We start from the raw sequence: 19,680 nt of genomic DNA, 5'->3' as shown, positions 1-19,680 counted from the left end.
TAGTTCAGGACATAAACGCAACAGCAACTACCAATGCAGCTTCACCATCTCTATAAAGAACTTCCATGCGCAAGTTGTTTGATAATATATACTCATAGAAGCTTTCATCTCCATTATCACTTTTTATCAATTCATCTTCTTTGTCTGGAATCCCTAACTCTTCCATTTTTGCTTTGATTTTCTCAGCAAGGACTGTATAGTCCTTCTGCTCAGCCAAACTCAATGCTGTCAATTTGTGTGCGTAAGTGGGAAATTGTAACGTTGACATTTCCTCAAGGAGTGTTTTAAGGATATTTTGATTTTCAATATCTAAAATAGCCTGAGCAATGTCTATCTCACCGAAAATAATAGCATAAGTCAGAAATGTAAAAGAAGATACTTTGTTATAAGTATTTTTGACAAATATCCACGTACCTAAAACTTCTTGTAGATCCTTATCTCCACTAAGTAAGTAATTCCTTTAGCTATATTGTTCTCTTTGCCTTCTATCGCACTCGTTAACCTATTAAACAGCAAACATTTAACTTGACCATTTTCCCCATCGTATAAATCACTAAATCTTTTCATATCTCCTTGTTCCATTTTAAAATATATAATATAATTATTATATATTTTTATAAATAAATCAATATATAAATTTTTTACTTCGGTAGTTTTTCATTATCATTACAATTACAAAAGTAGTTAAGTTAAACGAATATGAAAACCTTTACCAAAAATTTCAAAAATAACGCAAGAAAGCTAGAGGAATTGAGCGGAGAAATTGAAGATATAGCTAATGCTACTCAAGATAAATTTACAAATGAACTCGAAAATATTGCATATGACAGTGTGCAGAAATTCCGTAGTTTACTTGCTAAAGAGCTAAATTCCATTTTCAACGATATTCACTCTCAAAACCTGAGTTCATTCAAATCCAGCTTAATTAACTATACTATAGACTCAAATTTTATCAATAAAAAAGGAGAAACAGCTTTAATGCGTTCTCTTCTCAACGTGCTTGGACATACGATAAAGAATTTGTAGTACAACTTGCTACCCAATAATAAAAATACAATAATTTCAAATGCTTAGCGCTATGTAAGTAGCGTTATACTAATTTTCATTTAATATTAAGTCCAAGAAATGATAATGATATTGCTATATAAAAAAGGAGGGTTATTATGCCAAAAATATATGTAGAGCGTAAATCTAAGCCTGAATCTCTTCCAGTTACTTTAGAAGAGGCTAAATCATTCTTACACATTGAAAACGATCAAGATGATAAATTAATTTTAAATCTTATTTCTGGGGCAACCGGCTATGCTGAGTGGCATATTGGAAAATCCCTGGCGAAACAAACGTGGCAAATCTCATGTGAAGACTATATACCTCGTAGACTCTATTAGACCCCCTGCGAAAAGGTAGAAAGTAGGTAAAAACGACTAAAAAGCATGTAAAATGAAAGTTTTAGGAGAGGGAAGATGGCAATAAGTTACGTAAAAATAGCAAGAACACCATATATTTTTAGACAATTGACAGGGCTCACAACATCTGAATTTGAAAAAAATTGTGGCAAAAGTGCGTCCAGAGTGGGAAAAAATGGAGGCGAAAAAGAAATGTCACGGAAGAAAATCGCATGTTGAGGAGCTAGAAGACAGGATTTTATGTGTTCTAATTTATTACAGAACGTACATAACGCATCCATTTTTAGGGTTTTTGTTTAATTTGCACAACTCAAATATTTGCCGACTTTTTAAGAAAATGTAGCCATTATTGGCCAAAAAAATTACTATAAAAAAGGATAGAACGCTGACGCCAGAAAGGATTTTAAAAATTTTAGCAGACGTCACGGAGCAACCGATACAGCGGCCGAAAGACAGCAAAAAACGTAAGAAAAGTTATTCCGGAAAAAAGAAAGCAACCACAATAAAAACCGAAATTGTGATCGAGGGAAATGGGCAAATTCTGTCGATTTCGAAGTCGCATAGAGGTCGAATGCATGATTTTCGCATAAGGAAACAGGAAAAATTGTTGGCCAAAGATAGCATAAAATATGCCGATTCTGGGTATCAAGGTTGGCAAAAACTGCAGAAAAACGTTGTGATTCCGTACAAAAAACACCGTAAAAAGCCACTAACGGAGGAGCAAAAGGAGCATAATCGGAAGCTGGCATCGTTCAGGATGCGTGTGGAAAATAAGATTCGCGAGATAAAAATCTTCAAAATAATGTCAAATGTTTACCGCAATTTTCAGAAGAAATACAACATGAGATTTAATATTATAGCAGGAATTGTGAATTTGAGGCATAGTTTTTAATAATTTTTGGGCTGGGGATTTCTTACCAGATTTTATCAGCAACTTGCTTCACGTTGTTTCGCAGGGGGGCTAATCTTTCCTTTCTCATCAACGATACTAATAAAAGTCTCTTTGAGTGAGATATCTAACCCGATATAATGCTTCTACTCAATAGCAATTACAGTATGTCTATTATCGCAGACAGATATAGAAATAGGCGAAAATGCTTCGGTTTGAGGTTCAATCTGATAGCTGGAATTTACAATTGGGAACTACCTATATGAGTTTCGAAAGAAATTTATTAAATATTTTACTTAAAAGTTTAATATTTTATATATAAAAAGTATATAGCTAATAATATTGATAGTGAGTGAAGGTATGGAACAAGTAGAATATGACACAAATGATTTATTGGATTACAAAAAAGGACATAGAAAACGTTTAAGAGAAAAAATTATCTTAGATAATGGACAATCGCTACTTGATTATGAAATCTTAGAGCATATTTTATATTCAGCCTATGGTAGAATTGATGTTAAACCAATTGCAAAAAGACTAATAAACTACTTTGGTAGCTTAAATAAAGTTCTTAATGCTGAATCAGAGGAATTAAAGAATATCAATAAAGTAAATGACGCTGCAATATCTGCTATCTTTTGTGTAAAACAAGCCTTTGTTCGTTCTACAAGAGAGAAAATGAAGGATTTACCAATAATTAACAATTGGCACAAATTACTTGATTATTTAAGAGCTAGTATAGGCAGCATCAATAAGGAAAATTTTCGTGTTATTTACATGAATAAAAAATATCGTTTAATAGCGGAAGATTTGCAAAATATTGGCACGGTGGATCAAACTCCTATTTATCTCAGAGAGATCATCAAGCGTGCGCTTTTGATTGGATCAACGTCTATTGTAATATCTCATAACCATCCAAGCGGAGATGTCCAGCCTTCAAATAGCGATATATCTCTTACCAAACAATTGGCAGAAGCTTGCCAAAGTATAGGAATAGAACTAATAGATCACATTATAATCGCATTTAATAACCACTTTAGCTTTAAGGAAAATAGGTTGTTGTGAAAACTTTGAGTGGATTTCTTTCAACTGCAACATTATACTACAGCTACGATGGGTAATTAGCTCAGTTGGTAGAGCACTTGCTCGACACGCAAGTGGTCACTGGTTCAAGTCCGGTATTACCCACGTTTTTATTTATAATAAAGATTTCATATGGCAGTAATACATAACGGCAAACATTCAGCAGCTGAGTCAAAGCGCTTAATTTATTCCATAATAATAGTTGCAATAACTATGTTTATGGAAATAGTAGGTGGAATAATTTCACATTCGCTTGCTCTACTATCTGATGCTGGGCACATGCTCACTGATCTATTTGCTTTAGTTTTGAGTTGGTTGGCGCATAAGTTTGCAGCTAAGAAATCTGATTTGCGGAGGTCATATGGATATCATCGATTACAGATAATTGCAGCATTTGTTAATGGTTTAACTTTATTCTTCATTGCGATAATTATTATAGTTGAGTCGATAAAAAGATTTATTTTTCCAGTCAATGTTGAGTGGAAAGTAATGCTGACAATTGCAACACTCGGGCTTCTTTCTAATATAATAGTCTTTTTTGTGTTACATAGTAAATGTGAAAACAATATAAACATAAAAAGTGCTGTACTACATGTTATAGGAGACATTTTAGGATCTGTAGCTGCCATACTTGCATCTATAATCATAATGTTTACCAATTGGCAAATGGTAGATCCAATTTTATCAGTAGTTGTAAGTGTAATCATTTTAAATAGTGGCTATAAAATAATAAAGCATTCTTGCCATATTCTTCTTGAAGGCACACCTGAAGGTATATCAATTGAAGAAATAAAAAATAAAGTTACGTTCGAGCTACCTGAAGTGATCGATGTGCATCACATACATACGTGGTCGCTGTCTGACAATTATTTTATAATCACTATGCACGCTAAAATAAGCCCAAATGTACAGCACACTGACGTCCTATGTAACATAAAAAGAATATTACTAGATAAATTTGACATTGCACACTCCACCGTTGAAATTGAATATGATGAATGTGCAGATGATCAATTACAATCAGCTAAAGCTGGTGGTTTGAAAAAACGCTTGTAAAGCAGATATTGAAAAACTCTTATGAGACTATATTGTTAATTATACGTTTTAAATTATAAGTATGTTAAGCAGATTCATAATTTTGCTATTAATTTTTGCACTTCCTCTTCACTTATATGCATACCAATTTAGAACTAAAGCAAAGCAAGCAGTAGTTTTAGAGTCAACTTCAGATTCATTTATTTTTGAGCATAATTCTGATGAAAAAATGGCTCCATCTTCAATGAGTAAGTTAATGACTTTATATGTAGCTTTTGATTATGTAAAAGCTGGAGTAATTGATTTGGAAGACAAATTTCAAGTAAGTAGGAAAGCATGGGAAAGAAAAGGCTCGTCTATGTTTTTGAAAGAAGGTCAATCTGTTACGGTGAGAGAATTGCTTGAAGGAATTATCATAGTTTCAGGCAATGATGCCTGCATAACGCTAGCTGAGGGTATTGCAGGATCAGAAGAGAATTTTGTAATTGAAATGAACGAAACTGCACAAAAATTAAATCTAAACAATAGCAATTTTGTTAACTCAAGCGGATGGCCAGACGAAGATCATTTTATGAGTGCAAAAGATTTAGTAATATTGGCAAAAAGAATTTTTACTGACTTTCCTGAATACTATGATTTATTTTCTGAGCAATACCTGACCTATAATGAAGTTCTACAGAAAAACAAGAATTTTCTACTTACTCACGATATCGGAGTTGATGGCCTAAAAACCGGTTATACAAACTCTGGCGGTTATGGCATCGTTGTGTCTGCAAAGCGGAATGACAGAAGGATTTTTGCGGTTGTAAATGGTTTAAATACTGAAAAAGAGCGAATAGAAGAGGCAAAAAGACTGGTACAATATTCCTTGAAGCACTTTAATACTAAGAAAATATTCACTAAAAACAGTGTAGTTGAAGAAATAAGCGTTCTATACGGAAGGGATAAAAAAGTACCAATTACTGTTGCAAATGATGTCACTATAACTTACAACCGCAACTTGCTTGATAAGATTAAGGTGCGCATTGAATATAAAGACATGATATCTGCGCCAATTAAAAAAGGCCAAGAAGTTGGTAAGGTTTATGTAGAAGTACCAGGTATTGAACAACAAGCCATACCACTTTATGCAATGCATGACGTGCAGGAATTAAGTTATATAGAGAGGTTTTTTAGAAGGTTATTTTAAACCCTAATTCATTATGGATTAGAGATTCAACATGACTTTAAAAGACTAATATGTTATCACTGCAAAGGACTTGTAATAGTTCTATATAACGCTATATTTACACGAAATAACTTGACTTTACATGTATTAAGAAGCATTTTATATATGTTGTGTGCCCATAGCTCAGCTGGATAGAGCAACAGCCTTCTAAGCTGTGGGTCGTAGGTTCGAATCCTACTGGGCACACCATGCTTTTTTATGAACTCATCTATGCTAAATTTAGCATAGCCCTAAAACCCGCGCCATTGGCCTACTTTTCCCCTAATATATTTTAGCCGCGTAGGTAAATTATTTTCCATAATTCATTAACTATACTTTCATAATGCATATCTTATGGAAAGCTATCTCAACCTAGTGTGGCCTTTTTTGCCCATTTTTGAGAAATTTAAAAGTAAATAAGTCAATAATTGAATTTTGTTTGATTCTAGAAAGTGTGGTATTGGTTCAAAATCAAATGAGGTTTTTATGGAATTTGACAATTATTAAGATATTAGGTACAATTGTAATGTGAGTTAGTGAATAGGGGGTAATAAAGTGCTTAACAAGTATAATGGTCAAAGAGAGCTGTCACCTGTAGAAACAGAATGTTTACAAGAACTTATAAATCTGTATGAGAAATATTCTTCTAACAAAAGGATTACAAGAAGAGATGCTATAGTAAGCGAAGAAACAAGCAAATTCAATAAAGAATATCCACAAATCAATATGGGAAGAAGTGGTAAAATCAATCCACTAACCGCTTGTGCACATGGTACTAAAGCTTCAACAGTACTTTCATCAATAATGTTTTCAAAAGGGCAATTGTGGCCTGCAAACGGCATAAGAGGGATAAGAGTATTCGATATAAGAGAAGGCTTTCCAGGGAATCAAATGTTTGTTTCAACTGTTCATTTAAATGGAAAAATATCATTGAAAATTCCGTTTGAGTTTGCAGATTTTCCTATAACAAAAGCTTTTGATAGTACAGAAATTAATAATAGAATTAATAAGAGGTGGAAAGATAGAGGTATTTGTGATATCGCACCTGAGATTTTAGATAGTGAAATAATAAAAATTTTTGATGAGTTATTGGGTGTTCCCGTGGTAATTCTAGGAGATGGAATTGGAAAATTTGAGGGAAATGTTAAGGATATGGTTCGTGGTCAACCTGGTGAAGTTCTTTATGAAAGGTTTAATATTAGGATTATAGCTGTTGAAAAGGATCACATAGAATTAATGAAGTCTTTAACTACAATAAATACTGAACTTAAAATAGCCGTAATTGATAAAGAAGAATTGCTAAATTTTACAAATGATTATAATACTAAACTTGACGATAATAGTACTAATAAATCCTTTATAGAAGAAGTGATAGAGCATTTTGAGTTAGATTATTTAAAATTCTCTGAAAAAGTTGAGCCAGTTACAATTAAGAAAAGGTTAATGTATAATACTGAAGTATATGTTAATAGTGACAGTGATGTAGTAATAGGAAAAGGACTAGTTGGGTGCATAAAGAACGTTAGTTTTTATGTGAAAGATTTAAAACAAAAACAAGATTTTTACAATGAAGCTCAAATAAAAGAGGCAATCGAAAAAAAAGGAAAGATAGACGGTTACGATCCAATTGTATATGCATTACTTAGTGATGTATTACTGGATGAAAAATTTCCAATAGTTTATGCAATAGAACAGGGTATCAAGATAGAAGATATAGATCCAACATTATGGGCAAAAGTTAATAAGTATAAAATAGGGGTGAGCGAAGATCCAATAGACTATGCAATAGAACATAAAATGCTAATAGAAGGCGAAGATGCACAAAAATGGACGGATGCTAAAGGAGATAAAAGAATAGAAGATGAAGAAAAAAAGAGGAAAGAAAAATTACATTCTGAAAGTGCTGCCAATCAAAAAATAGGACAGGATACAGCACAGCAAAATTCAGAACAATCAGCTAATAGTAATTATGAATATGGGGAGCAAGTTGCAACCACTGATGAAATATTTAACTCGGATTCAAATATATTAGAGAACAAGATAAATCAGAATGCATTACATGATCGTGGTAGGGAAAGCGGTTATGGCTCTGAAGAAGATCATATGAAGATTGATAATGGGAAAGAAGCTTTAGAGCAATCAGCTTTGAGCACATCTGAGGGAGATTTACAATCTGGGGCAGAACCTGCAATAGCTTCTAGCATCCCTAATTCTAATGCAACTAATGAAGCAGTATACACTGAGAACAAAACACAAAATGAAGGTGAACTATCTCAAAAACCTATAGTAGAAGGAGTTCTAAGCCATACTGTTAGGACACCTGAGAAGATTTTACAATTTGAAGCAGAATCGCAGCCTAAAAAATCAACACATATTCCTGCTGTTTCTTCAGATGATACTCATGTTACAAATGAGGGAGTAGATAAAAATAGCGGTCAATCATTGTCAAGTCCACAAGAAAAACCTAAAAGTAACAGCAAATACTATATCGTTGGCTGTGCAATCGGTGGTGCAATTATTGGAGCAGTAATAGCACACTTTGCAGGGGCTGCTGCATTAGTAGGTACTGCAGTTGCAGTATTTTTTGCAGCTGTGGTTGGTGCATTACTTGGAGCTGGAATCGGTTATTGCATAAGTAAATGTCTTGATAGTCCTGATGTACAATCTATGTCTGGCCAGGAAAAGAAATTACCAGTTTAAACGTAGTAATTCAGACCGGATCTATGAATCACAAATACTCTTCTTGATAGGGCTATTGAAACTAACAAATTGTGGACTATATAACCCCAACTATGGATTAGAAAAGAATAGAAAAGCCAAGGAAACAGGGTAAACTCAGGAAATATTTGAAAACTAAATGAGGTTACCCATGAATAAAAATATAACAGAATTATTTTGCCTGATCGATGATTTTTGCAACGCAGCCGACAAAAATTTTGCAGAAAAATTCCTGCCAAGCGGCAAAAAGCCAACCAAGAATCACGTATTCAGAGATTCTAATACCAACTTTCACAAATAATACCAAATATTAACGAAAAAATTGACAGGTTTATTATTTGGAGATAAGGGCTACATAAAGCAAGACCTTTTCCATGAGTTGTTTGACAGGGGCCTAAAACTTGTTACCAAACCCGAACTATGGATCAGCTTGATGTAAGCTACTGATATTCAATATTTTTCAGCCTGCAATTGATAATTTAACAAAACTGTCACTTTCTGTTATATTATGGATTATTGATTACATAACCTGCTGATTTTCCATTCTTTTTTTTGATATTGCACTGAATTTCTAATCCATAGTTCGGGTTTACCAAGATTAAAAAAGGTATGAAAAACATGCTAATGTCGCTAAATGAGAAGATTCTGCTGAGAAAAAGATCGATTGTTGAAACAGTTTTTGACAATCTGAAAAATAAATTTGAAATTGAGCACACTCGGCATAGATCTCCAGTAAATTTTTTGGTTCACATTGTTTCGACACTTGTTTCATATTCGCTAAAACCCAAAAAGCCTTCTATTTCCTACACTTTCTTTGTTGGCTAATCCATAGTTGGGGTTATAGGCGTTGCTTTTATGCTTATGGTCATTAATAGTAAGATGGATAGGAACTATGAAGCTATTTTAAGAGTAGAAGCGAAAGTAGATAGAAATTACGATGCCATTAGAAGGGTAGAAAGTAAGGTAGACAGAAATTTCGAAGTAATGTTGTCAGACCCGTTAATTGCCTAAAAATATACTGGGTTTTTGCAACTTTTGCGTAACTTGTTGCCATTTTACTCTTCTAAAATTTTCATTTTATACGCTTTTTAATGTTTTTTACCTGTTTTCTGCCTTTTCGCAGGGGATCTGTTGGACCAAATACTCGATATTTTTTGCGGCTAGATAAGAACTGAACTACATTCTCTCTCCACTCAGCTAAATTTTTCATGGATTCCTATTCATTCCAGCACAATGACTTATATTAATATCACCAAGCGAAGTTGAAACACTTCTTATACCAGCCTCGATCAGCTCAGCATTAACTGTTCCTTCTTCTATAACTTGAGTTCTATTAAACTTTATCTCTTCAATTATTGCATTCAGCACTTGCTCTGCAGAAGAGTTATGTTTCATATACAATGCTAACTTGATGAGCTATTACTATGTCATATAAATCATCATCAAGCTTACGTGTTTTCTTTGAAAAGATCTGGCTTACCTTACCAATATGGTCAGCCCTTTGAGCATTCTGCTCTGCCAGTACATTTGCCTGTTTTCGCATTTCGTGCTGTTCTTTTATTTCTTTCTCCTGTTCTCGTATCTCCTCTTCCATTCTTTTAAACCGTGTCTTCTCTTTTTTAAATTCTTCCTTTAATAGACTTACATATTTTTTTAATACTTGAACTAATACTATTTTTTCAATTTCTTCTTCCGTTGCTTCTCTTGATCTCAATCCGTATAGCATTGGTACGCAATATGTTTTACCACATATAAAGTTCATTATTTCTGGAAAGCTGTCCTCCCTAAAGGATCTTATGCATTCTTGGAGCTCAACAAGTGAAAGACCATTTATATAACCTTTTACACCAGATTCTATACTGCACGTCTCTTTTGCATGCTCTTCGAAAATTTTTGTTAGATACTTTACATCGCTACTGCTTAATAGCTCAACATATTTCTGTACAACCTCATTATATACTAATATTGGTAACACAAAGCACTTATCAGTAGGATACTGACTTATTTCAAAAGATTTTGGTAACATTTTTTTTAGTTCTTTTTTAATTTTTTTTCCGGATGGTAAAATATCAGCTAGCCGGATACATTGTACAGTACTATCCTGCAAAAGACTTTTAACTTCATCTCTTATAACTTTCAAGCTCTTGTCTTTATCGCACCTAGACTTTAAATCAACCAAATTATCAAGCCAAAATTCCTGATACCTTGTGACATAATCATTGACCAATTTATCAAACTCTTGTTTTAATTGCGCCGGATTATCCAGATAAACTTCAAAACACTTTTGCGTCTTCTCTAAAAACTCATTACGACAATACAGTAAATCCGCCTGCCTCCAAATTGTGATATTTCTTAATTCCGCAACTACGTTTGCATTTATAAGACCTGCGTATTTATCCCTATTTTTGTGCAGAAAGTCCAATGCTACTTCAGCAAACGTTTTATATCTAAAAGTATCTTTTTCTTTTTTTGATGTTTCATATAACTCTTCCATAACCTCCTTGATATTATTTAAAGTATCCATTCCTTTACCTCCTTTATCTGAATGGAACTTTAGTGCTAACTCTCTATATTGTTTGCTAAATATTTTTGTAAATGACTCGTCATATTCACTTATAGCATCTTTACTGTAACCTAAATTTCTAGCACGCTTCAAACTTTCATCTAGACTAGATAAAGTTTTATAAGAAAAGCCAAATGAAGATAACGCTTTTTCCAAATTCATTTGATAGACCATTGCAAATTCAAGAAAATTGATAGATTCTGCGCACCCTGGAGCACTTGATTGCATCCCTGCACCGGAAGGTTCTGCCTGTGAACCAAGTGGTTGATAATCACTTGAATTTTGAGAATAAGGTTCTTGTTCTGTTTCTGTCTGTGGACTGGATTGTTGATCGCTTGGTTGCTGCATTGCCTCTGTAGATACATCAATATCACGTACTACAGCTCCGCCACGAGCAGAAAAACTGCCTTGTTGATTTCTCTTCATATAGCCTCCATTATGTTGAAAAAGAATAAAACGATGGGTTAATACTGATGTGAACATCACTAGCACTACCCGATATAAAAAAGAGTAGCTTGCATACTTTTCTGCTCTTTTCTTTTGACTTTCAGTTAAAATAACCTGACTAACTTTGGGCTCCACGGCCACCACCAATATTTTGGCATTTCACCAAGTAGGTTTAGTAATTCCAGACAATATTCTTGATCTACTGCTTCACTAGCACCTTTTCTTTTTGTTTTTTGATAATCAATAGCAACTGTAGTTGTAATCCCAAGTAATATTACTCCAGAAGTTACCGCTGCAGTAAATGCCACTTTACGCGTTGATGCCAATGAAATCAATAGAGCAGCAGACGCAATGCTGTAAGTTAAAATCAAACCATTTTTTGTATAATCTGATTTTGTATCCTCTTTTACCTTATGCAAGTGATTCAATAAAGTTGGACCAAACTCCCACCAGAGTATGCGATATTTTCTATGATTCGATAAAAATCTAACAACATTACTCTGCCATATCGGCAAATTTGCACTCTTAGATGCATATGCTGGAAAAATTGGCTCCATTAATGCCTACCTATTCCAGCACTGGCACCTTGGTTTACAGCTACATTACTAAGTGAACTACCTTGATTTAAGGAGCTTTCTATTCCCACTTTGATTAGTTCAGCATTAACTGTTCCTTCTTCTATAACTTGAGTTCTATTAAACTTTATCTCTTCAATTATTGCATTCAGTACTTGCTCTGCAGAGGAGTTATGCTTCATAACATGCTCTACAACTGCCTCTACAATATTATCCTCGTTGTCTTTTACTATGTCATATAACTCATCATCAAATCCTGTTCTCCTCAATAGCCTTCCAAATGACTTTGTTACCTTTACCCTTTGCTCTGCCTCCCGTTTTCCTTGTTCAGCCTCCCGTCTTCCTCTAGCCTCATGCTCTGTCTTTTGCTTTGCTTGTTCAGTTTCCATGTCATTAGCCCTTTGCACTCCTCCATAAGTTGCTCCTAACCAGTTAATTAGACAATTTCCGGGCAAAATTTTTACATCTATGTTGCGAAACTCCTTAGTAAAACGCTGTCTTTGATGTTCTTCATACTTTTTTGAGGCAAGCTCCGAAGCATATAAAGCCATACGTAAGTGCCCTACGAGTTTATCTTCATGTACATTATCCTGATATGTTTGCAATATACCTTGAAAATTATACCATAATCTTTCCCATTTGTTTATATCACTTGTAGAGTCTCCTTTTCTCTTTGATACTTTATATTCCTTAAATATTGAATACAGAACACTATATATGTCTGCTATATCGCTATTAGATTCTTTCTTAATCTTACTCTCCATTTCTCTTGCATAGTCAATTATAACTCTATCATCACTAGTTGACATAGCTAAATAAATTATTTCTAATGCTTCATGTAATATCTTATACACCTTTTCATGTTGCTCTTTTGTATTAGGAGCATATTTTTCTCCTTTAATTTTTTCATTCCAAAAATCTTTAGAAGTATTGTATAATCTATTAAATAAACCAGTTTCACGATTTGCTTTACCACTTTCTCTTGCTTCTTGTAGGTTCTTCTCTATGCATCTTAGATTGGTTAATAGAGTTTTAACAAGTGATAAGCCGCTATCTTCAAGGATGCGTACATTTTGGCTCACGTGGTCGGGAAATTTTCCATCTTCGCCAACAATAGTAGAAATGAATTTAGCTATATCGCTTCTATCGAAGTCAAATAATACTTTGAAGCCCTCCTTGCAATTGTAAAAATTGATTGTAGAGCCACTTCTTTCAACTCTCTAGTATCAAAAACAGTAATTAATGCTTCTGAATGAGCTCCATTAATAGCCAATACCCTTACTATATCTAAGTATCTTTCTTTTTTGCATTTCCTTCTTCCTTAGATTTTTGTGCAGCGTAATCAATATATTCACCAAAACCGTAACTTACAGATGAACTTCTTAGATGTTCTTTAGCATTACTCACACTTTCCTTTGACCTTGTATATTCGTATAATGGATTTTCTTTATTAAGAGCACATTCACTAGAGCTAAAATAATAGTCAAGTAACTTATTATACTCAGACCTCACAAAGTCCTTATCTAAAAATTTATTATCTTGCATTTTTTTTACAATCTGTTCGTTAACTTGATTGATTTTTAATGAAAAAGATTTTTGATCATTATTCAATTTTCTTATTTTTTCACGTAGATCATTGGTTAGGTCACTGACAGTCTTGGCATTTTTAATCTCCTCTTCACATTCACTGATTGTTTCATTTATCATAACCTCACATTCTTTAGAAAAATCAGCATTAACTTCTGCTACAACGCTGTCAGAAACATGCAATCCTTTATTTCTATCTTGATAATCCTGCAAACCAGTAGCTGCAAGTTGTGCTATTATAGATTTCGAGCATTCTTCTTCTGAAGCCTTTAATTGTACTCCTTGTTTGCTAGACTGTATTTGCAACAGTCTTTCATTACCATAAAAATTCTCTACTTTTGCACAGTATTCAAATTTTTTATTTCTTTGAATATTATTTAATTCCTCAATATCAATATGTTCTTTTCCATCAAGATATTTCACTTGCTCATTAGCAATTGCAAGAGGAAGTTCACACTTAGTCATTTTAGACATAGAAAGCATGTCATAGTTAAAAAGCGCAGGAATAAGCCAATACTGCCAAAGCTGACAATATTTAGGACCTAAAAGAACTTGTACTAGCTTTGGATCATTATTATCAATCGCTGCTTCTATTTGTTGTTTAACCGGTTGATCAAAAAAACTTACCATTCACTACCTCTAACAATTTAAAGAAATGCAGTACTAACAGCTTTGTTAAAGAAGAACAATATTTATTTTATAATTTATTTAGCATTATCAATGCTATAACTCATATAATATGTTAATTTGTTAAAATTCTATAACCTAAGGAAAAATAGTTTTTTTAAGAAGTCTTGAAGATGGAACTCTGAATGTTTATCTCAATGCAGGATGTATTTTGTATTATGCAAGCAAATACCGAGAATTAGATAAAAAGTGCGAAAAAATAAAATCTCTAATAGAAAGCTCAAGACAAAAAAAAGCATAAGACCCCCTGCGAAACAACGTGAAGCAAGTTGCTGATAAAATCTGGTAAGAAATCCCCAGCCCAAAAATTATTAAAAACTATGCCTCAAATTCACAATTCCTGCTATAATATTAAATCTCATGTTGTATTTCTTCTGAAAATTGCGGTAAACATTTGACATTATTTTGAAGATTTTTATCTCGCGAATCTTATTTTCCACACGCATCCTGAACGATGCCAGCTTCCGATTATGCTCCTTTTGCTCCTCCGTTAGTGGCTTTTTACGGTGTTTTTTGTACGGAATCACAACGTTTTTCTGCAGTTTTTGCCAACCTTGATACCCAGAATCGGCATATTTTATGCTATCTTTGGCCAACAATTTTTCCTGTTTCCTTATGCGAAAATCATGCATTCGACCTCTATGCGACTTCGAAATCGACAGAATTTGCCCATTTCCCTCGATCACAATTTCGGTTTTTATTGTGGTTGCTTTCTTTTTTCCGGAATAACTTTTCTTACGTTTTTTGCTGTCTTTCGGCCGCTGTATCGGTTGCTCCGTGACGTCTGCTAAAATTTTTAAAATCCTTTCTGGCGTCAGCGTTCTATCCTTTTTTATAGTAATTTTTTTGGCCAATAATGGCTACATTTTCTTAAAAAGTCGGCAAATATTTGAGTTGTGCAAATTAAACAAAAACCCTAAAAATGGATGCGTTATGTACGTTCTGTAATAAATTAGAACACATAAAATCCTGTCTTCTAGCTCCTCAACATGCGATTTTCTTCCGTGACATTTCTTTTTCGCCTCCATTTTTTCCCACTCTGGACGCACTTTTGCCACAATTTTTTCAAATTCAGATGTTGTGAGCCCTGTCAATTGTCTAAAAATATATGGTGTTCTTGCTATTTTTACGTAACTTATTGCCATCTTCCCTCTCCTAAAACTTTCATTTTACATGCTTTTTAGTCGTTTTTACCTACTTTCTACCTTTTCGCAGGGGGTCTATTGTAAGAAGAAGTTGTTGCAAGCGAAAGCAAGGCAATAGCAGAGTATTTGCTTAGTCAAGGCAAAAAATATGAATCGATAGGAATAGAAAGTGGGCAACTATCAATGCCTCCCTGCTAAACAACGTGAAGCAAGTTGCTGATAAAATCTGGTAAAAAATCCCCAGCTCAAAATTATTAAAAACTATGCCGCAAATTCACAATTCCGGCAATAATATTATACCCCTTCTCCTAATAACCCAAATAGTGTAAGCTAAGGATTTAGGGTATGAGGAGTGTTGAATGCCGGCAGCATATAGTTACGATTTAAGGAAAAAGCAATGGAGGCTCTGGACGCAAGGAGCAAGCAGGGCAGTTGTGGCAAAAAGATTTAAGATAGGAGAAACAACTTTGTACGAATGGCAAGTAAGGCGCAAAGAAACGGGAGTTTTGCATCGAAAAAGCCGGGAAGTGTAGGCTATAATCATAAAATTACCGACAGGAATGCGTTCACTGAATTTGCGAAAAAACATGGAGGTAAAACTCAATCAGAGATGGCTGAACTTTGGGGCAATATCAGCCGCCAAACGATCCACCCTGCCCTCAAAAATATTGGATTTACACGAAAAAAAGACCTATGGATACAAAGAAAGAAGCAAAGAAAAACGAGCAGAATTCTTGAAAGTTATAGCAACGTAAGCTCCTGATAATCTGGTATATATTGATGAATCTGGAATAGATAATACGAAAGATTATCCTTATGAATATTGCAAAAAGGAGAGAGATTTTACGCCCAAAATTTGGAGTAAAAAGTCAGCGTGTCAGCATGATTGCAGCGTTAAATCAAAGGAAAATAATTGCCCCTTTAACCTTTGAAGGGTACTGCAATACAGAGCTTTTTAATGCCTGGTTTGAGCAATTTTAACTCCAATTTTACAGCCTGGTCAGACAGTCATTCTTGATAATGCGAGTTTCCATAAGTCTAAGAAAATTAGTGAGCTTGCAAAAGGAGTTGGTGCTGAAATTCTTTATCTTCCTCCATACTCTCCTGATTTTAACGAAATTGAGCACCAGTGATTTCCTATCAAAAATAGAGCAAGGAAAAATATCCCTATCTTTAAATCTTTCCGCCTGGCTGTTGATTCTGCCTTCTTATGAATCATTCTGATTATTGAGAGAAGGGCTCTAAATGATAAGCTTTCCCCGAGTTTTGAATTATAAAATCAATATAGCCAACTAGAATAAGGTATGAGTGAAGCTGCTATATTCTTCCATATGTATCATCTAATCTAACTATATCATTGTCGGATAAGTATTCTCCCATCTGAAATTCAACAATCTCAAGTGGAGAATTTGCACTTCTATTTTCAATTCTATGAGAAACGTTTCGTGGGATTTCTACCATATGATTTTGTGCTATAGCATGCACTTTATCATCCACACTAACATATCCAACTCCTGACAGTATTATGTGATATTCATCTCTATAGTTATGAAATTGTTTGGAAGTACAGCTGAGTGGATTTACAAAAAGATATTTTATAAGAAAATTTCCGCCTATTAAAATTATACTATAAAATCCCCATGGTTTGATTTCTTTTTTAACTACTTTCACTTTCTTGAGTTTATTAACAAACGAAATTAGACTCTTACTTGGAACATTTTGTTGCTTGTGAGCTGGTTTTATATTATTTGGTTTATTTACAAAGCATTTCTGATCTTCCCGCAGAGAATGCTGTGTTGGTCTGTCAAATTTCTCACTCAACTCTAAAACTGCGTTCCACGTTCCAACATCCATCCAATCGAAATCAGATTCGATCATTGCAACATTTTCCGCTTTTTCCATCACTAAATAATCAATAGATATATCTTCAACTCTTTGAAAATCTTGCTGTTTCAAATAAAGAAGTTTTTCCTGCGGTGTGGTATGTTTTATACTGGAACAGCATAAGTGATAAAGATTTGGGGCGAATTTTTTGATCTCACTTATGTAGCGCTTTGCTTTAAATACAAATATACCTGAATTCCAATAATGGTTATTATCTAGCTTATACGCGGGTTTTTCTATGAAATTTTTTACTATATGATATTTTTTTTTGTGATCAAAAACTGTATTTATATACCCGTATTCAGAATTGAATTCACGAGGCCTGACTCCAAAAGTAACTATAGCGTTGTTTTCTTGGGCTATTTGAGACGCTTTCTCAATGGAATTATAAAAATTATTTAAATCGCCTATAAAATGATCTGAAGGCATAATTAACATTATTTCGTTTTCGTTGCATAGGAGTGCAGCAATTAATATTGCTGCCTCTGTTCCAATTTTTACTGGTTCAAAAATCACCTTATATTCCTGCAAAGCAACCAGTTCGCTCATTATCAATGACTCGTACTGCACGTTTGTAGCAATTATTGGAGGCATATAACTACTTTTTAATCTCAGTAAAGTGCTCTGAAACATAGTATTATCGCTAAACATTTTTTGAAATTGTTTTGGCTGGGATAAAGGCCAAAGTCTACTGCCACTACCACCACACAGTATTACAGGGCGCATATAGTTAATAAAATTAATTAAATAATTAATAGTTTATACTAGATGCGAGATATGCGCAAGTTTTTATTGTAGAATTATTAAAAGTGAAATAAGAAGATTAGTCTACAACTCGGGGCCTGTTTGTGAATTTCGTCTACTCTGTACTCCATTGGCATGTTTAGTAAGTGTTTCAGTAGGATTTATCCCTTTTCTACTTACAGCATCTCTTAATAGTTGTATTTCTTCTCCAGCATCTTCTAGTATTTTTGCTTTTCTATCACCTATACTACTTTGTAATCTTAATGTTTCAGCAGCTCCCTTTTCTGGTGTTAATTTTAGTGTTTCATCAGCTACCTTACCACCACTATTCTTTTTTTCTTCTAAATCTTTTTTAATACCTGGTTTCATTTTATTAAGCTCATCCCACGTAGCTGTAAACTCGAGATTAGGGCGCTTTTCTTCTTGTTCTAGTTCTCTTGCACAATCTTTAAATACCTTAAAGTCACTTTTTGCTTTTTCCCAATACTCTTTCAGTTGATACTTTAACTTAGTATAGTATTTATCACCATACTTTCTTTCATTTGCCACAAATAACAAAATTGGAGCTTTGAGTATTGTAGATAACATATTTACTGAATTCTTCACTATTGCTGCAGGAGTAAACAAAAGATAACCAACAGTCTTTGCAATAGGATTTTTCTTACCGATTAAAAATTCTCCTAATTTCATAGGAATAAAAGTTAACCAGTTAGCAAAAACTTTAGCTAAGCCTGAAGCAAGAACGATAGGAACAGATATAAGGCTTTTATCCCACTCTACGTTATTATTCTGATCTCTAACTGCAAAAAAATTAGTATTACATTTAGTATTAATTTTAATATCAATTTCAGTTTTATTTTTAGAAGGATCAGGCTTGACATAATAGGCAGTATATAATAGTTTGCCATTTCTGCCTTTTTTACCAAGTACAGAGGAGTTAGTTAATCGACACGACGTATCAACTTCAAAAACAGAACGTCCTTCAAGAGAAACTATTGAAGATTTAAATAGATCATAGTACTTACTATTGTTGTCTCGCTTTGGGTTAAGTAAAAAGTCAGTAGTGAAGTAAGATTTATCACCAACTTTTTTAACTAAGATTAAATCAAACTTTTCTTCTTTCTCTTCTTCTTTATCTTTTTTTTCTTCTTTATATGAAAGTGTATACTTAAGGTTGCCATCTTGATCTTTTATAGACTTTCCATGACTATCTTTTGCTTCTTCAATTTTACAAGGCACAGAGGGGTTAGCTAATCGAAATGACGTATCAACTTCAAAAATTGGAGCGTATTCCAAAAGGTCTTCCCTTTTTGGAAATCCTAGCACCGTAGAGCCAAATGATGTAAAAAAATCTTCATCTAAATTGCTTATGGAAACTGGAAAGTCAATAGTAAAATAAGATCTATTGCGAGCTTCTTTAACTAAGGCTAAATTAAACTTTTTTCCTTTATATGAAAGTTTGTATTCAGATTTCCCCTTGCTATCTTTTTCTTCTGTAATTTTACCAGATTCTACAATGTCAGGATAATTTTCTGGATATTTGCATATTCTTCCATCATCATATGTTAAAACCTCTCTAGAGTCGTAAACATAAGTTGCAATAAGTTCAGATGTGGCAAGTAATCCCCTGGCCCATAACGTAAAATCTGCTGCTTTGTTCTTTGTTTTTTTCCATACTTCGGGCATAATTGTAAATAAAAACCACTATAT

At 33.7% G+C, this 19,680-nt stretch carries 16 protein-coding genes, 2 tRNA genes and 5 pseudogenes; 13 read left to right on the top strand and 10 right to left on the bottom strand.

From position 1 onward, the window contains the following. Positions 1-4 precede the first annotated feature (4 nt). Positions 5-268, bottom strand: a complete 264-nt coding sequence (locus tag AAGD89_RS05935; RefSeq protein ID WP_341808132.1) for a hypothetical protein — start codon at positions 266-268, stop codon at positions 5-7. A 431-nt stretch (positions 269-699) separates the two neighbouring features. Here AAGD89_RS05935 and AAGD89_RS05930 point away from each other — a divergent pair, with 431 nt between their 5' ends. From AAGD89_RS05930 to AAGD89_RS05875, 12 genes and pseudogenes are all read left to right on the top strand, one after another. Continuing rightward, on the top strand, positions 700-1,026 hold the full coding sequence (locus AAGD89_RS05930; RefSeq protein WP_341808131.1) for a hypothetical protein: 327 nt from the start codon (positions 700-702) through the stop codon (positions 1,024-1,026). Between the two features lie 137 nt (positions 1,027-1,163). Then, positions 1,164-1,388 (top strand): head-tail connector protein, encoded by a 225-nt coding sequence (locus tag AAGD89_RS05925; RefSeq protein ID WP_341808130.1) that lies wholly within the window; start codon positions 1,164-1,166, stop codon positions 1,386-1,388. A 75-nt stretch (positions 1,389-1,463) separates the two neighbouring features. Next, positions 1,464-2,298 (top strand): annotated as a pseudogene (locus AAGD89_RS05920) (transposase). Between the two features lie 170 nt (positions 2,299-2,468). Continuing rightward, a pseudogene (locus AAGD89_RS05915) lies at positions 2,469-2,561 on the top strand (IS5/IS1182 family transposase); the annotation flags it as partial. A 94-nt stretch (positions 2,562-2,655) separates the two neighbouring features. Next, on the top strand, positions 2,656-3,360 hold the full coding sequence (radC, locus tag AAGD89_RS05910) for a RadC family protein (RefSeq protein WP_341808129.1): 705 nt from the start codon (positions 2,656-2,658) through the stop codon (positions 3,358-3,360). A 50-nt stretch (positions 3,361-3,410) separates the two neighbouring features. Further along, a tRNA-Val gene (locus AAGD89_RS05905) sits at positions 3,411-3,483 on the top strand. A gap of 27 nt (positions 3,484-3,510) precedes the next feature. Then, positions 3,511-4,434, top strand: a complete 924-nt coding sequence (locus AAGD89_RS05900; RefSeq protein WP_341808128.1) for a cation diffusion facilitator family transporter — start codon at positions 3,511-3,513, stop codon at positions 4,432-4,434. A 61-nt stretch (positions 4,435-4,495) separates the two neighbouring features. Then, a complete protein-coding gene (locus AAGD89_RS05895) occupies positions 4,496-5,602 on the top strand; it encodes a D-alanyl-D-alanine carboxypeptidase family protein (RefSeq protein ID WP_341808127.1) in 1,107 nt (368 codons plus the stop codon). Positions 5,603-5,753: 151 nt separating this feature from the next. Then, positions 5,754-5,830 (top strand) — tRNA-Arg (locus AAGD89_RS05890). A gap of 345 nt (positions 5,831-6,175) precedes the next feature. Beyond that, positions 6,176-8,320 (top strand): hypothetical protein, encoded by a 2,145-nt coding sequence (locus AAGD89_RS05885; RefSeq protein WP_341808126.1) that lies wholly within the window; start codon positions 6,176-6,178, stop codon positions 8,318-8,320. Positions 8,321-8,660: 340 nt separating this feature from the next. Then, on the top strand, positions 8,661-8,777 hold the full coding sequence (locus AAGD89_RS07335) for a transposase (RefSeq protein ID WP_410541848.1): 117 nt from the start codon (positions 8,661-8,663) through the stop codon (positions 8,775-8,777). A gap of 152 nt (positions 8,778-8,929) precedes the next feature. Beyond that, positions 8,930-9,163, top strand: a pseudogene (locus AAGD89_RS05875) (transposase); the annotation flags it as partial. A gap of 247 nt (positions 9,164-9,410) precedes the next feature. On the opposite strand, the gene AAGD89_RS05870 reads toward AAGD89_RS05875, so the two are convergent. From AAGD89_RS05870 to AAGD89_RS05840, 7 genes and pseudogenes are all read right to left on the bottom strand, one after another. Next, the gene (locus AAGD89_RS05870; RefSeq protein WP_341808125.1) at positions 9,411-9,548 is read right to left on the bottom strand and encodes a hypothetical protein; all 138 of its coding nucleotides are present in this window, start codon (positions 9,546-9,548) and stop codon (positions 9,411-9,413) included. Further along, entirely contained in the window at positions 9,545-9,733 is a 189-nt protein-coding gene (locus AAGD89_RS05865; RefSeq protein WP_341808124.1) for a hypothetical protein, read from the bottom strand. The genes AAGD89_RS05870 and AAGD89_RS05865 overlap by 4 nt, the downstream gene beginning before the upstream one ends. Beyond that, the gene (locus tag AAGD89_RS05860; protein WP_341808123.1) at positions 9,723-11,327 is read right to left on the bottom strand and encodes a hypothetical protein; all 1,605 of its coding nucleotides are present in this window, start codon (positions 11,325-11,327) and stop codon (positions 9,723-9,725) included. The genes AAGD89_RS05865 and AAGD89_RS05860 overlap by 11 nt, the downstream gene beginning before the upstream one ends. A gap of 125 nt (positions 11,328-11,452) precedes the next feature. Then, positions 11,453-11,905, bottom strand: coding sequence for a hypothetical protein (locus AAGD89_RS05855; protein WP_341808122.1), 453 nt, complete (start codon positions 11,903-11,905; stop codon positions 11,453-11,455). Next, positions 11,905-13,005: a hypothetical protein gene (locus AAGD89_RS05850; RefSeq protein WP_341808121.1), complete on the bottom strand. Its 1,101-nt coding sequence runs from the start codon at positions 13,003-13,005 to the stop codon at positions 11,905-11,907. The genes AAGD89_RS05855 and AAGD89_RS05850 overlap by 1 nt, the downstream gene beginning before the upstream one ends. Positions 13,006-13,210: 205 nt before the next feature. Further along, the gene (locus AAGD89_RS05845; RefSeq protein WP_341808120.1) at positions 13,211-14,140 is read right to left on the bottom strand and encodes a hypothetical protein; all 930 of its coding nucleotides are present in this window, start codon (positions 14,138-14,140) and stop codon (positions 13,211-13,213) included. A gap of 368 nt (positions 14,141-14,508) precedes the next feature. Continuing rightward, positions 14,509-15,342 (bottom strand): annotated as a pseudogene (locus AAGD89_RS05840) (transposase). A gap of 359 nt (positions 15,343-15,701) precedes the next feature. Between AAGD89_RS05840 and AAGD89_RS05835 the strand changes: the two are divergent. Further along, positions 15,702-16,556 (top strand): annotated as a pseudogene (locus AAGD89_RS05835) (IS630 family transposase). 103 nt (positions 16,557-16,659) lie between these two features. On the opposite strand, the gene AAGD89_RS05830 reads toward AAGD89_RS05835, so the two are convergent. Beyond that, on the bottom strand, positions 16,660-17,952 hold the full coding sequence (locus tag AAGD89_RS05830) for a sugar phosphate nucleotidyltransferase (protein ID WP_341808119.1): 1,293 nt from the start codon (positions 17,950-17,952) through the stop codon (positions 16,660-16,662). A 102-nt stretch (positions 17,953-18,054) separates the two neighbouring features. Then, positions 18,055-19,656, bottom strand: a complete 1,602-nt coding sequence (locus AAGD89_RS05825; protein ID WP_341808118.1) for a hypothetical protein — start codon at positions 19,654-19,656, stop codon at positions 18,055-18,057. Positions 19,657-19,680: the final 24 nt, after the last annotated feature.

Source organism: Wolbachia endosymbiont (group E) of Neria commutata, assembly GCF_964026735.1.
In the GTDB taxonomy this organism is placed as follows: Bacteria; Pseudomonadota; Alphaproteobacteria; order Rickettsiales; family Anaplasmataceae; genus Wolbachia.
This window is presented reverse-complemented; position numbering and strand designations above follow the sequence as displayed.